This is a genomic window from Nocardia sp. NPDC127579 (assembly GCF_042672005.1).
Taxonomy (GTDB): domain Bacteria; phylum Actinomycetota; class Actinomycetes; order Mycobacteriales; family Mycobacteriaceae; genus Nocardia.
Map to the genome: position 1 here is coordinate 308877 of NZ_JBHXVZ010000010.1, position 15192 is coordinate 324068.

Below are 15192 nucleotides of genomic sequence, written 5' to 3' on the forward strand. Positions count from 1 at the left end.
TATTCCGGTGCAGCCCATGTCGATCCACGTCACGAGTACCACGACCACCGCTTGCAGTGACCTGTATCGCGGGCCTATGCCGACCGGGCACCGGTTCGACCGCGTGGCCTCGTCGGAGATCGAGCAGCGGACTATGTGGTGTTGGTCGTGGGCACCGGCACCGCTGGAGGGGGCGCTGGTGCAGTGGTGGGGGCGGGCACCGATGGGGGCTGGGCGGACGTCGAGTCGGTGGCATCGGTGAGATCGGCGCCATTGGGACGGTAGAAGCCCTGGAAATCACCATAGGCGCCCTTGGAGTCGTCGTCGACGACTGGCGGATTGTTCGGGTCCTCGAACGGGACGAGCTGGCCGTTGAAGATTATGTACTTCTCCTGCTCGTCGATGACGACCACCAGCGCGCTCCGATTCGCCCACTGCACCACATCACCGGTGTGCAGAGGCTCATTGCCGCTGAGCGCTACCCAAGGATTGCCGGCTGACGACGCTCCTGTCGTGCCCGCGTAGGCCGCGTTCGCGTCACTGCCGTTCGGATTGTTCAGCTCTTTGTTCACCGCCTGCGCCACCACCGAGGACACCTTCTGGGTGGAACCGTCGGGCAGCTTCATGTCGACCATGGTGTTGGCGGCGTAGACCGGGGGTGGGGTGGTCTGCTCCGCGGTCACAGCGGCGGGTTGGGAACCGTCGGTGAGCGGGGTAGTGGTATTCGGCTGTGCCCCTGGATCATTCGCCTCGGCCGGATACGGTTCCTCTTCGTAGTACTCTTCGCCTTCTTCCTCGGATTCCTTGTCGTTATTGAACAAGTTCGACATCATTTGCTGGGTGGCAAACTGGTTCAACAGGTTCGACATCGTATTGTCGGCTGGTTCGTCCTTCTGCCCGCCATTACCGGTGCCGGCCGAACCCGCCTCAGAGCCCTCGATATCGCTGATCAGTGAATCGAGCAGAGACGAGATGCCGGAGGTATCCCCGGCGAGGCCCGCGGCAGCAGCGCCGCCGATCAGATCGCTGTACAGACCGGAGTAGTCGGCGTCGGCCAGCGTACCCAGCTCGGTCCCGCTTCCGAGAGCCAAAGCCGCCGCATGCCCTGCCTCCCATCCCGCTTCGTACTCGGGCGACTCCTCGTCGACAGTCTCTTCGTTGGCCTCCATCGCGCCGTTCGCGTCAGCGATATCCTGCTCGACGGAGTCGAGCGTGTTCTCGATCGCCGTGAAGAGTTCCTGCTCGCGCCGGGGTTGGATCCGGTCGTACTCCTTGTCCTCCTGCGGCAACATGGACCACGCCTCAGATGACATGTCTTCAGGTCGTTCGACCGAGACATTGCGCTCGATCACGTTCTCTTGACGCAGATTGTCTTCGAGGTCATCGATGGTATTGGTTATCTTGGTGAATGTTTCGAGCTCGATCCGCTCGGCATCGACGGCGATCGATCGGATCTTCTCATCCAGGTCCTTGAAATGATTCTTGACCTCGGTATCGTAATCGAGATACGACTCGTTGTAGGAAAGCGAAATCGACGAGGTGTTCTCCCGATCGAGCAACCCCTCGTTGTGCAGCCATTCAGACACGTCCTCCGCAGGCCCGGCCTGGCCCTTCCCGAAACAGTCCACGAGCAGTTGCAGCGCGTCCTGCGCCTCGTCGATCGCGATGCGCAATTCCTGCGACGCGGCCTCGGGGTGGGGCAATAGCACCAGCTTCGCGTGGATGACATCTTCGCCACCCTCGCGGATGACTCGCACCACGGTATCCCCGTTGTAGACCTTGATACTGCCGTCATCCCCGAGTACGACCTCATAGGCAGAGGACAGCAGGTCGGCCGCGTCGGTCCCCGAATAGCCCCATAGCTCATTGCCATCCGCGTCGGTGAGGATCAGTTCGTTGTCCGCGTTCAGAGTCAGTTTGTAGTCGCCGTTGTCCGAGGTGATCGAACTGCGTGTATCGCTGTCGTCCGGACCCAGCTTTTCACCAGGTGCAAGGGTGTCGTCTTCACGCTCGGCGAGCGGTGGAATGGGATCGACGGGCTCCGGTTCCGGCTCCACGTTCTCTGAGTCGAGAGGTGGCTCATCCAGCGGGGAGTCGGGATCGACGGTGTAGCTGAACCCATCGTATTGTGGATTGTATTTTTGCCCACCCTCGTCGACGATGTATTCCAGGTCGTGCAGGCTGTCGACTGTTTCGACTTCGCTACCCTGCGGGTCAAACAGGGTGACACCATCGGACGTGACTTTGTAGTAATAGCCAGAAGTAGGGGCTTCAAAGGTGTCTACGGGCTCGGCGCTGCCCTCCATATATTGGTAGTAGGTCATACATCACCATTTCGGGTCCGCGCATACGCCGCAGTGTGCGGCATAGTGCTTTGCTGGGGAATGGTCGAGCGCTTGTCGCGACGCGTATTCGGTCCAAATACAAGAGGGGTGGTGTCAGAGAACTGGGGGTGCCGTATCACTTGCTCGAACGTATACACCGCGCTACGCAATTGTCGCCAGCTCGGGTTATCGTTCAGCAGCAGAACCAACTCGGTACAGCGGCGCTGAAAAGCGAGGGAGCGCAATGCATCAAATCCTCCGGATACCGCGTGGCCGTCAAACGTACTGTTGATGATCCGAGCATGACGGATCGGTCGTGTCGTGGCCAGCACTTGGTCGGCGGCACGGAGGTCATCCCACCATGGTGGCGGAACCTCTTGCCCGGCTTGCAGAAGCGCCAGGATCCGGTCCCGTAGTTGTGCTACTTCTGCTGCCTCCGCTGGCGCGGGGCCAGTGCGGGCGAGGCGGACATGGGCATCGATGGCCAGGCTCAGGCAGCGCTCGGCGAGCTCGGTTTCAGGAACGGCGGCAACGTATTCCATGGCTTCGGTGGAGCCCGTCAGTCCGAGCCGGTCCACGGTGTCGGCGGTGGGCATCCGCATATCGAAAACCGGGGCGGGGCCGACCGAGCCGGCGGTCGCCGCGTCGCCGAGTTGGGCGCGCAGGCTCGAATCGATCGGGCCGGAGGACACCAGCGCGGTGAGATCGGCACCGGCGCGCGGCCCCCACGCCTGGGCGAACTCCACCAGAATCCTTGCTGGATCGGTGAATTCCTCCCACGCGGCGGAGAGAGCGCCGATGCCGAGCTGTTCGTCCCACTGCCACGGTGTCGACAGCGCGCGCGGCCAGAACACGCCCGCGGGCAGCCAGCCGCGGCCTTCGTTGGAGGTGAGGAAAAGAGTCCCGCCCGAGGACGGGCTGCGCAGCACCGCCGCCGCCCACGACACACCTGCCCCAGGCGGATCCGTCGCGGCCAGTACGCAAGCCAGCAGGGTGCGGGCGATCGTCAGATCGTCGTGCACCGGTGCGCCTTTGGGGCGGGAGCCGGTGTGGTCCCGCGTCGTTCCGGCGGGGAACGGGCTGGTCATTGCCCGTCCGGTGCCGGGGCCGCCGGGTGGCGTGGGCCCACCTGATCCGGCGGGCCCGGGTGGACCCGGCGGGCCGCCGCCAGGTCTGCCCGGCCCGGTGTGCGGCGGTGCCGCCACAGCACCGGCCGAGCCACTGACTGGAGCCGGAGTGGCAGCGCCGACCGGGCTGGTCATTGCCGGGGCGGTCGGGTCGGCGGCTGCTCTTTCGGGCGCCGGCACGAATGGAATGTGGGGAAGGGCGATGTTCGGCGACGCGTTCGGGCCGGTCGGCCGTGGAGCCGAGATGACCGGCGTGCCGACCCCCAGGCTCTGTGCGGCGTTCGAAGGCGTGTCGGTGCCGAGGGGACTCGCCGACGGGGGGAGAGCCGTCGAAATATTGTTTCCCAACTGCCTGATTCGTGCGGCGGCGTCGCTGTCGGCCTGTTCGAACGAGTCGGCGGCCTGCCGCAGATCGGCCGCCGCTTGCGCGTGCCGATCGGCCATCTTGTTGCCGGCGCGCTCGCGGGCGTCGTAGTAGCGCTGCATCGCCCGGTACACCGGATGTGCGATGGTGCCGAAGTTGGTGGGGAAGCCGGCCAGCCAGTCCGCCGGTGGCCGAGCCCAGGCCTGGGTGCGCTTGGCGGCCTCGTCCTGTAGCGCCGCCAAGCGGCGCAAGCTGTCCGGATTCATGTCGAAGTACGTCATGTCCGGCACCCCGCCCGTCGCGGCGATATCGCACCGGCGGACAACCCGTTTCGCCGGTGGTGTGGTCGGGTGTTCGAATCCTGCACCAGCGGAGGCATTCTCATGCCTACGTGGTTTCCGGTGGCGCGGCCACCCGGGAAACGGGCGGCGCCGTGACGCCACGTGGCGGTCCACCTACGGCGTCGACAGTGACCGTGGGACGCCCGGTGTCGGTGGCCGATACCGCGGCCGGGACATCCACGAACTGTGGGTGATTCACGACCTGCTCGTGGGCGTAGACGGCGTCGCGCAGGGTCTGACGGGTGGACTCCTGCGCGAGCAGCAGAACCAGCTCGTTGCACCGTCGCTCGAATACCAGCTCGCGTAGCTCGGCAGCCTGGTCATCGACTCGCAGCGTGCCGAGGTCGACTCGGGTCACGTCGATACGGCGCGGTGACATGACAGCCGTGAGTAGGTCGTGCGCGTCGCGCAGCGCTTCCCAACGTTCGGATGGTACGTCCTGCCCGGCGTCGAGCATGGCCAGGATCTGCTCTCGCACCCGCCTGCTCTCCACCGCCGACACGGAATTCGGTACCGACCGAAGCAGTTTCACGTTCGCGTCGACGGCCAGTTCCGAACACCGCTGCCGGACCATCGAATCCGGCACCGTCGCGATGTGTTGCAGCGCGGCGATGGATCCGACCAGACCGAGTCGATCGGCGGTGTCCGGCGTGAAGACGCGCAGGTCGACCTCGGCGGCCGGGCCCACGGGACCTTCCATCGGTACATCGTTGAGCCGGGCCCGCAGGCCCGGGTCGATGCGGGCGGAGGATGCCAGGGCCGACAGCCGGGCATTGGCTTTCGGCCCCCAGGCGAGACCGAACTCCACCAGTATTCGCGCCGGATCGGAAATGCCTTCCCACGGTGAACCGTCATCCGGGCCGGTGCCGAGCATTTCGTCCCAGACCCAGGGCGTGGAGATCTCGCGCGGCAGATACACACCGGCGGGCAGCCAGCCGCGCCCTTCGTCGGAGGTGAGGAAGAGACCGGCGCCCGCGGGGCCGCGCATCACCGCGACGGCCCAGTTCAGTCCTGGCTCGTCGGTGGCGGCGAGGACAGCGGCCAGCAGGGTCCGCGCGAGCACCAGATCGTTGTCGGCGCCATTGCCCACCAGATACTCCGGGTCGGCCGCTTTGTCCTTCGCCGCGTTCACCGCCGCCGCGAAGGGGGTGAGTGGCGGTGCCGCGGCGGTCGATTCGGTGCGCCCGGTCGCCGGACGGTTCCGGGTATCGGAGGAGTCGCGGCCGGTAGCGGTCGCTCCCGGTGCGAAGGCGGCCGGTGCCATGCCGCCGCCCGGCGTCGTTCCGAAGGTGCTCGTGCCGGGAGTTTCGTTGGCAGACAAGGTATCCGGGCTGGACGAGGAGCTGCCGGGGGCGTCGGAGGGCATCGAGGCAGGTGTATGGGTGCCGGGCACCGCCCCGTGTGCTGCGGGTGCCGTGCTGCCCGGCTCGGCGGCGGTGGAGCCGGCTGTGGGTGTATCGGTAGCCGGCATTCCGTTGGCCGCCGGACCGGTCCAAGCGGATCCGGAATTATCGATGGGTGCGGCGGTATTTCGAATCAGGGACGCGCTGTCCGCGTCGGTCTGTTCGTAGGAGTCCGCGGAGGCACGCAGCGAGTTCGCGGTGTCCTCGTGTTCCGCGGCAAGTGCGTTGCCCGCTCGTTCGCGAGCGTCGTAATATCTGTCGAGCGCTTGCCGGACCGGTTCGGCGATCTTGCCGTATGTCGGTTCGAAGTTGGCGAGCCATTCCGTCGGTTTTTGCGCCCAGGCCCGGGTATCGTGGGCGACCTGGTCATGCTGATCCGCCAACCGGCGCAGCACCTCGGGATCGATATCCATACCGTTCGCCATGCTGTGCTCGAATCCTTTCCGCCACCGACCCAACTATTGTCGGCTGTTCCCAGAGGTGGGGGGCTGAATTAATTCAGCCGTGCCAATCTCGGAGGACCTCGATGGCGGCGGGATGCACCGGAATGGTGCCGGTATCGACCAGCCAGCGCCGGTCCAGGAAGTGAATGCCGAGGGCCTGCCGGGGCACGACCCGATCGGCATAGCGCAGCAGCAACTCGGTGATCGCCGCGACCGCGGCGTCGTCGATGGTTGTCGCTACGAGCAACAGGTTGGCCACACCTATGGTGCTGACCGCGGGGGCGCCGGGGTAGGCGTTCGCCGGGATCACCAGGCGGTCGTAGGTAAAGGCGTACTTCTCGCGCATCGGCGCGGCCAGGTCGCCGACGTCGAGGAGCCGCATGCGAGCGGGAATGTCGACACCGGGCGTCGGTACGCCGCCACCCCAGAGGATCGCGTCCACCGCGCCGGCGTACAACGCGTCGGCGGCCTCGGCGACGGCGCGATTGCTGATGGCCAGGTCGGAGACCGGATCCAGGCCCGCGGTCCGGAGCAGCCGTTCGGCGGTCCGGGCGGCGCCGGATCCGGCCACGCCGAGATCGACCCGCATTCCGCGCAGCTCCTCGATCCGCTGGATCGGGCTGTCCGGACGGACGGCGAGATAGATGTACGCCTCGTACAGTCGTCCGATCGCCAATACCCGGGGGTGCGCGGCATGTGCCGCATCCGCCAGGCACAGTGCGGCGTCGAGTTCACCGCGGGCGAGCAAATCCAGGTTCATCTCCGAACCGGCGGTGATGACGGGATCGATGCGCACGGTGTCCGCCTCGGCGGCAACCCGGGCCAGTAGCTGGGCGATTTCGTGGAACAGGCCGCCCGCCCGCGCGGACCCGAGGCGAACCGCTTCCGGGGAACCCGCGCAGGCGCCGACCATCAGCGCTCCCGCGAGCCCGAAGAGTGCTCGACGGCTGATCATCGCCGTGCGTGGCGATCGATCGTGAACGCCGTCACGCATCGGCGGTCTCCTGACTGGCTGGACGAACTCGGGGCTGACGGCGGGTTTGCCGCGGCGTCGCCCTCTGGCCGTGCAGAACATTCCAACCGTTTGGAAGGGTGCTGTCAACAGCTACCTCGCATGCGCCGCTGCGGGGTCGCCGCCGGCGCGCACCCACGACATTTGACGCTCTGTTGAGGATGCGATATCGGTTCAGCAAATGGTCATGCCATGTCCAGGCGGCGATTTTACATTCTTTTGAGGCTGGAATCGGAAGCTGTATTCGCCCGATTGGTCGAATTTGTGAAACCATGGCCGTGGCGCGCTGATACCGATATATGAACCGCTGATATTCAGTGATGGACGAAGGATTTCACACCTGATGACCGGACCGAGCCCGGACGATCCAAATGACACATCGAATGGCGAAAATCCGGATGTCGCGTTCAACCTGGGCGGTGTCGATGCGGCACCGCCGGAGCCGAGCCCGGGTAGTGATCAGGCCGAATCCGGGGGTGCGTTCGATGCCGATATCGGGCAGGTCGTCGACGCGTTGACCGCGGTCGCGCCGTCCGGTTGGCGCGCGCTGTACGCGGAGTTCGCGGTCACCGTCTCGGCCGAGGCGGCGCAGGCGGTCTACTCCGTGGGGGAGTCCGAAGTTCCTGTGCCGGTTCCGAAGGCGGCGCAGGACCTGGTGCGGGGCTATCGGGAAGCCTCGGCCGAGCGCGGAGACGAACCCTGGTGGCGCCTGCTGGTACATGTCACCGCCGACGGCGAGATCGACGTGGACCAGGATCGTGGCGAGCGGCCGTTCCCGAACGGACAGCTCTTCGCGCCCGAGGCGTACCGTGCCGACTTGGACAAGTATCCGCGCGAGCGGCTTCCGGTCTGGCTGGCGGCATACATCGGGCACGCCGGGCGGCAATCGCGTTCCCCGCGCCAGGCAGTACTACAGGCACGTTCCGATCGTGCCGCGGGTATCTGGTCGGAGCTGGTGGAGCGGGAACTTCCTCCGTTGCCGGTGATGTGGGCGCGCTGGACGACCATCGCAGCGGCCTTCGTCGCCGTGGGCTCGGAATGGGGGCCGCGGATGATGCCGTCGCTGGGCTGGTTCGAGAGCGCCCGGCGTAGCGGTTCCACGCTGTGCCTGCTGCCGGGCGGTCGCGCGGTGCTCTCGGGTGGCGTGTGGAACGCGCCGGCCCTCGACCTGGTCTACAACGGCGGCGAGGCGATGCCGGACTACTTTGCGGGCGCGCCGGACTGGGTGGTCGATCAGGTTCTGAATCCGCGCACCGAGACCGGGACGATGTCCTTCTGCTACTGGTGGGAGGCCGGTCGCTGGTATCGCGGCGCGTCCCCACCGGCCGAGGAGTGCGCGCCGGCCATCCCCGGTGTGTGGAGCGTCGATACGGTTTCCGATATCGTCGCTCGTCTGCGCGACCGGCGACCGGGAGCCGAACAGATCACCGCGGCAAACACTTTGGTGACCGCGGCCGAGGTCGGAGTGGTGACCAGGGAGACCGTCGGGAGCCTGTTCGGTGACGACTCCCACGATATCGACGGCGCGCTGTTCCAATTCCGGGTCGCGGGCCTGATCGCCGAGGTGCCGGATCCGCTCCCGCAAGAGCTCGCCGTTCTCCGGGTACGGCAGTATGTGCTCGGTCGAGGTTTGGACACCACCGGTTATCCACTCGATGAACTCGTCGCGGACCGGCTCAGCTGTGGCTGGATGGTCTATGTTCCGGTGCCGGACGGTGAAATCGCGATCGGGCGGGCGATCTTCTATATCGCGGACGACGGCGTGCTCGAGCCTTCGTCGGCATCGGTGCCGCCGACGCGGTTTGTCGCTGGATTCGAACAGCGATTTCAACAGCGCCAGCGCTCCGGCGTATAAGTCATTCGGTCCGGTCAAAGGACCGTAAAATTGTCGCACGGTGACGTAGGTGAATTCTGCTGCGCTGGCGTCACGTTCATTCCTCTGCCAGTATCGGACGCCGTGAATTCTTTTGGTTACGCTCCGCAATCCCGGACACTTCCGGTGCAGGTGCCGGCGGAAGCGGGGGAGGGGCGGCTGGTCACGGCCGCGCTGATCGATGCGACGCTGGCTCCGCTGGCCGCTTTCGGGATCTTGTCGGGACTGCTCGGCTACGGTCCGGGCGAACTCATGTTGCTGCTGCTGTTCCTGCCGGTCGCGCTGGGGGTCTCGTTCGTCAACCATGTGCTCGGCACGCTCGTCCTGCGCGGCAGCATCGGTAAACAGGTGTTGGTGCTGCGCGTAGTGCGCGCGAAGGATGGTGGGCGGCCCGGCTTCTGGCGAACAGTGGGACGCTGGCTGCTGGGCTTCGTACTGCTCTTGGCGATGATGCTGGCCGAGGACGGCGGCGGCATCGGGCAAGCGGTCGGGGTGCGCACAATTCGACGCCGGGATGAGCGCAATGCGACTTGGTGACCGCCGAGTGACAGCTCGGGGTGAGAACGTGTCCGTTCTGGTGGACCGGGCGGTTCGGGGAGACGACACGGCAGTCGCCGCACTCGTGCAGGTGGCCAGTCGTGACTGGGAGGCACTGGACCCCTATCTGGTTCGCCTGCTCGATGCCGGAGTGTGTCATCCCGACAATCACATCCTGTACGGCTGCGCGGGCGAAGGATTCAAGCGCCGGCTGGTGGAGCTGGTCGAGTCGGGTATATGTCCACTACCCTCCGCGGAAGCCGTCTACCTCTTGGCCCAGGTCTCCGAGAGCCCGGACGATGTAGTGCGGGACGCGTTTCGGCGCTGGATGATCGATCCGCCGATGGCGCTGGGAATCTCGGCGTGGACACTGGCCGATGTTCTACGCTCCCATTCCTGGGAGCGTGCGTGGCTGGCCGAGATTGTCGGCAGTGAGGTCGTGTGGGAGATTCCCGAATCCCTGCAGGGGCGCCATGGTGGCGTCGCACTGCCCCTGGTCGGCAGGGAATCGCTGGAATCGACTGTCCGGGAAGAACATTGCCGGTGGTGCTCGTCACCGCTGTGGCCGGCTCTCGATGTCGATACCGAGTCGGCTGCCGTCGCCGCGGCGATCGCGCACACCGGGTGGCGTGGGCGGCTGCGGTTGGCGACCTGTGCGCTGTGCTCGAGTGATGTCGCCATGGTCGTCTACACGGAGGTGGCGCCGGACGGAACGTGGGCCTGGTCCGGGCACAACAGCACCGACCTGTTGTTGTGGGAACCGGTGCCGCGCCCACAGGATCCGCCGGCGCTGTGTTTCTCCACGGCTGGAACAGATTTCTGCGCCACCCCGTTCGACGCCGATCCGTGGACCGTGAACGGCTCCGTGCTGGGTGGTGCGCCCTCCTGGATTCAGGACGACGACACTCCGGACTGTCCGGCCTGCGGCGACCCGATGCCGTACCTCGGAATGGTGAGTTCGGTCGACGCGGATCCGCGTACCGAGGGCGGTTACTACTTCTTCCTCGACAGCGGGTGCGGGCTTGCGGCCACCGTTCACCAACAGAGTTGAGCCCCCGGTGTTTTACCGGGATTTGAGGCAACCTGCCACGTGACGGGTGCGTCCTGTGATTACTCTGATTCGAGTGAGTGAAGCACCAGGATGGGACGCTATCGACGGCGCCCTGCGGAATTTGTATGGAAGTGCCGGCCCATTTCATTTGGGAACCGAACACCCGTGGTCGATGGGTGGACCTGATCCGCTGGACGGCATCAGTATTTTCGGCCGGGCGGAACCGATTCCGCACTGGCACTACATCAGTTACGGCATGTCCGAGCTGTATTCGAAGGACTCTTCGGATCCCGAGACATCGGGTTGGGGTTTCGAATTCACGATTCGGGTCGCCATGCGCCAGGGAGAGACGCAGCCGCCGATGTGGCCCGCGGGTCTGCTGCAAACACTGGGCCGGTATGTGTTCCAGACCGAGAAGTGGTTCGAAGCCGGTCACACCATGAAGGCGAGCGGGCCGATCGGACGTGACGACAGCGCGATCGTCGCGATGACCTTCACCATCGACCCGGAGCTCGGCGAGATCGAGACCCCGCACGGCAGTGTGGAATTTCTGCAAGTCGTGGGACTGACGCTGGATGAGTTCGAAGCAGCTCGCGGCGGTAATGCGGCGTCCGTGCTCCAGTTCCTGGCCAACCGTTTGCCCTTGCATGTCACCGATATCGATCGCGGAACGCTGATCGGCCGCTAGCCCGGAAACGCGCAATCGCCCGGCATCGTGGATGCCGGGCGATCGGGGGAGTGGTGCGGTCTACTTGGTCAACGCTTCGGACAGCCCGCAGACCTTCCAGTCGCCGCTTTCCTTGACCAGTTTGTAGGTGAAGCTCTGCTTGGTGGTCTTGCCTGCCACCTTCACGCTGATCTCGGTGGTGAAGGTGCCGCTGTCGGCACCGTCGGAGACATTGACGCTCTTGAGCGTGCTCGTCGCGTCGACGCTCGGCAGTTTGGTGTTGGTCGGGACGGTGGCCGTGGTCTTGATGCTGTCGAGCTTGGCCAGGTCCGATTTGCAGACCAGGTCCTTCTTGTCGCCGTTGCCGTTGACCCAGGCTTCGGCCGTCTCCCGCGGTGTCCGGGAGGAGCCGCCGATGCCGCCGTCCTCGCCGGAGAACAGGAAGAACGCGCCCGCGATGATGATGATGACCAGGATCGCGCCGCCGCCCAGGACGATCGGCAGGGTCTTGTTGCCGCCGTTGCGTGGCGGCGGGAACTGCTGCCCGTAGGGCTGACCCGGCGGCATACCGTATTGGGGCGGCTGCTGACCTGGGAATTGTTGTGGCGCACCGTAGGGCTGCTGGCCGCCGTACGGTTGTTGTCCGCCGTAGGGCTGCTGCGGCTGTTGCCATCCCCCTGGCTGCTGATTGTAGGGATTGGGCGGCTGTGGTGCGCTCATGCGAGTCCTGCGGGTCCTATCCATGCTTGACAAACGGACAACGGCCCCCCGGGGCCACCCAGATTCAACCATGGCCCGGCACCGAACAGTTATTGAGTGGCAACAGGTTTTACAGTCGGTTGAGCTAGCGCTGCGACATCAAGACACGGTAAGGCCGTTTCCGCAGCTCTTGTGAACGGCGATGTTCACGAATATGTATATCGGGTGGGGAACAATAACGACGGTGACGATGCCGAACATATTGCAACCGACCGGCAATCAGGACAGGATCGGTGCGTGCGAGTGGTGGTAGTCGAAGACGATGACGATGTGGGCGACGCCCTGGTCGAGGTGCTGTCCGAGCAGGGTTTCGAGGTGGATCGCAAATCACGGGGTGCCGACCTGCTCCTGACACACCGCAATTACGATGCCGTGATCCTCGACCTCGGGTTGCCCGACGCCGACGGCCTACAGGTGCTGCGGCAACTACGCGAGGTGAGCACGATTCCCGTGCTGATTCTCACCGCTCGCGACGATGAACGCACGATTGTGCGCGGGCTCCGCGGCGGCGCGGACGACTACCTGGTGAAACCCCCGCGAATAGGTGAGCTGGTCGCTCGGCTCGAACTGGCGACCAAGCGTTCGGCCACAATGTCCGGCCCCGCGTTGACCGAGGTCGTGACCGGCGATGTCCGAGTCGACCTGGTTACCCGCGAGGTCGTGGCCGGCGGTGTCGTGGTGGTGCTCACCCAGAAGGAATTCGATCTGGTCGAGGCGCTGGTGGAACGACCCGGTGCCGCGATGAGCCGCGAGTATCTGATGGACCGGGTCTGGGGTGACGCGTTCATGGCTGTCTCGCGCTCGCTGGACGTGCACATCTCGACATTGCGCGCCAAGATCGGCAGGCCAGGTCTCATCACGACCATTCGAGGGTTCGGCTACCGCTGGGGCATATGAGCTGAGGGGGGAACCGTGCGTCGCCGATTACTGCTGACTCTCTTGATTTTCGCGGCCGTAGCATCGTTGGGCTTTTCCTGGCCCCTCGGTGCATCCATGCTGACCGCACGCACCCAGCAGCTGTGGTTCGACCGGTACGTGGATGCCGAATGGTTCGGTGATTTGGCGCACGAGGCGATCATCACCGGGAACCGCGCGACGCTACGCGCCGAAACGCAGCGCTATCGGGATCTGTATAACGATGATGTGCTCATCGTGGACGCCGGCGGCGGGGAGATCGCCAACACGGGGGTGGACAGCCGGCGTACCGAGGTGACGGCATTACTGGCCGCGGCACGGGGCAATCGGCATTCGGTGCGGCCACCGCATCGGCTTCGGCCCTGGGACCCGGACACAATGCTGATCGCTCGCCCGGTGGGCAGCGGCATGCGCATTGTCGGAGCGGTGCTGATCGAGGTGTCGACGGTGCGGGCCAAACGCGATATCAGCGATCGGATCGCGTTGATCATCGTCGGCTCCTGGACCTCGCTGGCGCTGTTCGCCGGGTTGGCGCTCATGGTCAGCCGCTGGGTTCTCAATCCGCTTGCGCGGCTGTCGGAGTCGGTGGCGAGGCTGACGGCGACACTGCCGGAACCGGCGACCGTGGACGATGCCCCGCCGCAATACGGTGGGCCACCGGAAGTGCGGGAGCTCGCACGTTCGGTGGATGTGATGGTGCGGGCGGTCAACGACGCGGCCGACGCGCAGCGTCGGCTCGTCGCCGACACCGCCCATGCCATTCGTAATCCGCTGACCGCCTTGGCCGTTCGCTTGGAATCGCTGGGGCGGGTGATACCCGAGCACGCGCAGCAGTCGTTCGTGCGGGCCAGTGCGCAGGTGGATCGGTTGAAAGCGATCCTGGACGGACTACTCAAGCTGGCCGTGGCCGAGACGCCGGCGCGTTTCGGTGCCACCGCGGTGGACCATGACTGGCCGCGTCATTGCGCGGCGATCCGCATCGTCGAGGACCGGGTCGAATCCTGGCGCCCGGCGTTCACCGAGGCGGGAATGACTGTGGCAGCCGATGTTCCGGAGGCCATGCCAGTCGAAGTGGGAATTCCGGAAGAAGCGCTGGTGCAGATCTTCGATGTGCTGCTCAGCAATGCGGTCCGCTACGCGGGAGCCGGGGCGCACACCGATGTCGCACTGCGGGTGGATCAGCAGTGGGCGACGATCTCGGTGCGCGACGACGGCCTTGGCGTCGAACTGGACGAACTCGGAAAGCTGACGACCCGATTCTTCCGGGGAGCCCACGCCGCCGCGGGTGGAACCGGTCTGGGATTGCCGATCGCGGCGGCGTTGACGCAGCAATATCAGGGCGAGTTCATCGTCTCGGCGGGCTACCCGCGGGGGCTGCACGTGACGATACGGCTGCCGGTCATCGATCATCCGTGATTGTCGCGGTAATAGTCCGCTGCCGCGGGATGCAGCGGGACGCCGCCGGTACCGACCAGCCAGCGCCGATCCAGGAAGTGGAATCCGAGCGTTTGCCTCGAGATCAGTGAGTCGGCCTGCTCCAGCAGCAAAGCGGTGATGGCGGAGACCGCCGCGTCGGCCAGCTTCGAGGCTGTGAGCAGGAGGTTGGGTACGCCGACGGTCCACACCTCGGGCGCGCCCGGATAGGCGTTCGCCGGGATCACCACCCGGTCGTAGTCGTATCCGTACTGTTCCTGCAGCGGCCGCACCCAATCGCCGATGTCGATCAGCCGCGTTTCGGTGGGAACCCCGACCCCCGGCGTCGGAATGCCGCCGCCCCAGACGATCGCGTCCACCTGACCGCTGCGCAGTGCGCGAATGCCGTCGGACAGTTGCTGATTGCTCGTCACCAGGTCCGAGGCCGGGTCGAGGCCGGCCACCCGCAGCAGCCGCTCGGCGATCATGGCCGCTCCGGATCCGGTGGTACCGAGGTCTATTCGCTGACCGCGCAGATCGTCCAGGGTACGGATCGGCGAGTCGGCTCGGACGGCGAGCTGGATGTAGGTCTCGTACAGTCTCGCGATGGCCAGCGCGCCGGTACGGGCCGTGGCCACCGAATCGGCCAGCGACAGCCCGACGTCAATTGCCCCGTTGGCGAGCAACTCCAGATTCTCCTGTGAGCCGGCTGTCTCGATCGGCTCGATATGGATCGACTTCGCCGCGGTGGCGGCTTCGGCGAGCAGGCCGGCGAATTCATGGAAGAAGCCGCCGCTTCGACCTGAGCCGAGCCGGATTCGAGGTGTGTAGTCCGGTGGCCCGCATCCCGCCGCCAGCAGGGAGGCCGCGGCGCCCACGAGGAACCCGCGGCGCCCGATCGTGCCGCGATTCATGACATTCGCGCCTCCCGACATTCTCGACCATTCGGTAGTCGACATTTCAATCGGGCCGCGCGCCGGTGTC

Annotated in this window: 12 protein-coding genes; 6 read left to right on the plus strand and 6 right to left on the minus strand. The window is 65.7% G+C overall.

The genetic code is table 11. The features are described 5' to 3' along the window. Positions 1 to 131: 131 nt before the first annotated feature. From ACFVMC_RS29440 to ACFVMC_RS29455, 4 genes are all read right to left on the minus strand, one after another. Positions 132 to 2303, minus strand: a complete 2172-nt coding sequence (locus ACFVMC_RS29440) for a hypothetical protein (protein ID WP_379215626.1) — start codon at positions 2301 to 2303, stop codon at positions 132 to 134. Beyond that, positions 2300 to 4075: a type VII secretion target gene (locus ACFVMC_RS29445; RefSeq protein WP_379215628.1), complete on the minus strand. Its 1776-nt coding sequence runs from the start codon at positions 4073 to 4075 to the stop codon at positions 2300 to 2302. Before ACFVMC_RS29445 ends, ACFVMC_RS29440 begins: the two co-directional genes overlap by 4 nt. A gap of 106 nt (positions 4076 to 4181) precedes the next feature. Continuing rightward, positions 4182 to 5963, minus strand: coding sequence for a type VII secretion target (locus ACFVMC_RS29450; RefSeq protein WP_379215630.1), 1782 nt, complete (start codon positions 5961 to 5963; stop codon positions 4182 to 4184). Positions 5964 to 6036: 73 nt separating this feature from the next. After that, positions 6037 to 6975, minus strand: coding sequence for a TAXI family TRAP transporter solute-binding subunit (locus ACFVMC_RS29455; RefSeq protein WP_379215632.1), 939 nt, complete (start codon positions 6973 to 6975; stop codon positions 6037 to 6039). Between the two features lie 361 nt (positions 6976 to 7336). On the opposite strand from ACFVMC_RS29455, the gene ACFVMC_RS29460 reads away from it, so the two are divergent. From ACFVMC_RS29460 to ACFVMC_RS29475, 4 genes are all read left to right on the plus strand, one after another. Beyond that, entirely contained in the window at positions 7337 to 8848 is a 1512-nt protein-coding gene (locus tag ACFVMC_RS29460) for a hypothetical protein (RefSeq protein ID WP_379215634.1), read from the plus strand. Between the two features lie 144 nt (positions 8849 to 8992). Continuing rightward, complete coding sequence (locus ACFVMC_RS29465) at positions 8993 to 9403, plus strand: RDD family protein (RefSeq protein WP_379215636.1); 411 nt, start codon at positions 8993 to 8995, stop codon at positions 9401 to 9403. Between the two features lie 28 nt (positions 9404 to 9431). Next, positions 9432 to 10454, plus strand: a complete 1023-nt coding sequence (locus ACFVMC_RS29470) for a hypothetical protein (RefSeq protein ID WP_379215638.1) — start codon at positions 9432 to 9434, stop codon at positions 10452 to 10454. Positions 10455 to 10626: 172 nt separating this feature from the next. Continuing rightward, positions 10627 to 11142 (plus strand): suppressor of fused domain protein, encoded by a 516-nt coding sequence (locus tag ACFVMC_RS29475; RefSeq protein ID WP_379215639.1) that lies wholly within the window; start codon positions 10627 to 10629, stop codon positions 11140 to 11142. Between the two features lie 60 nt (positions 11143 to 11202). On the opposite strand, the gene ACFVMC_RS29480 is transcribed toward ACFVMC_RS29475, so the two are convergent. Further along, entirely contained in the window at positions 11203 to 11841 is a 639-nt protein-coding gene (locus ACFVMC_RS29480) for a hypothetical protein (protein ID WP_379215641.1), read from the minus strand. Between the two features lie 276 nt (positions 11842 to 12117). On the opposite strand from ACFVMC_RS29480, the gene ACFVMC_RS29485 reads away from it, so the two are divergent. Together ACFVMC_RS29485 and ACFVMC_RS29490 are read left to right on the plus strand one after the other, a co-directional pair. After that, positions 12118 to 12777, plus strand: coding sequence for a response regulator transcription factor (locus tag ACFVMC_RS29485; RefSeq protein WP_379215643.1), 660 nt, complete (start codon positions 12118 to 12120; stop codon positions 12775 to 12777). A 96-nt stretch (positions 12778 to 12873) separates the two neighbouring features. Continuing rightward, entirely contained in the window at positions 12874 to 14211 is a 1338-nt protein-coding gene (locus ACFVMC_RS29490) for a sensor histidine kinase (protein ID WP_379215645.1), read from the plus strand. Here the strand turns inward: ACFVMC_RS29490 and ACFVMC_RS29495 are convergent. Continuing rightward, positions 14202 to 15122, minus strand: a complete 921-nt coding sequence (locus ACFVMC_RS29495; protein ID WP_379215647.1) for a TAXI family TRAP transporter solute-binding subunit — start codon at positions 15120 to 15122, stop codon at positions 14202 to 14204. The two genes, ACFVMC_RS29490 and ACFVMC_RS29495, sit on opposite strands and share 10 nt — an antisense overlap. Between the last annotated feature and the right edge of the window lie 70 nt (positions 15123 to 15192).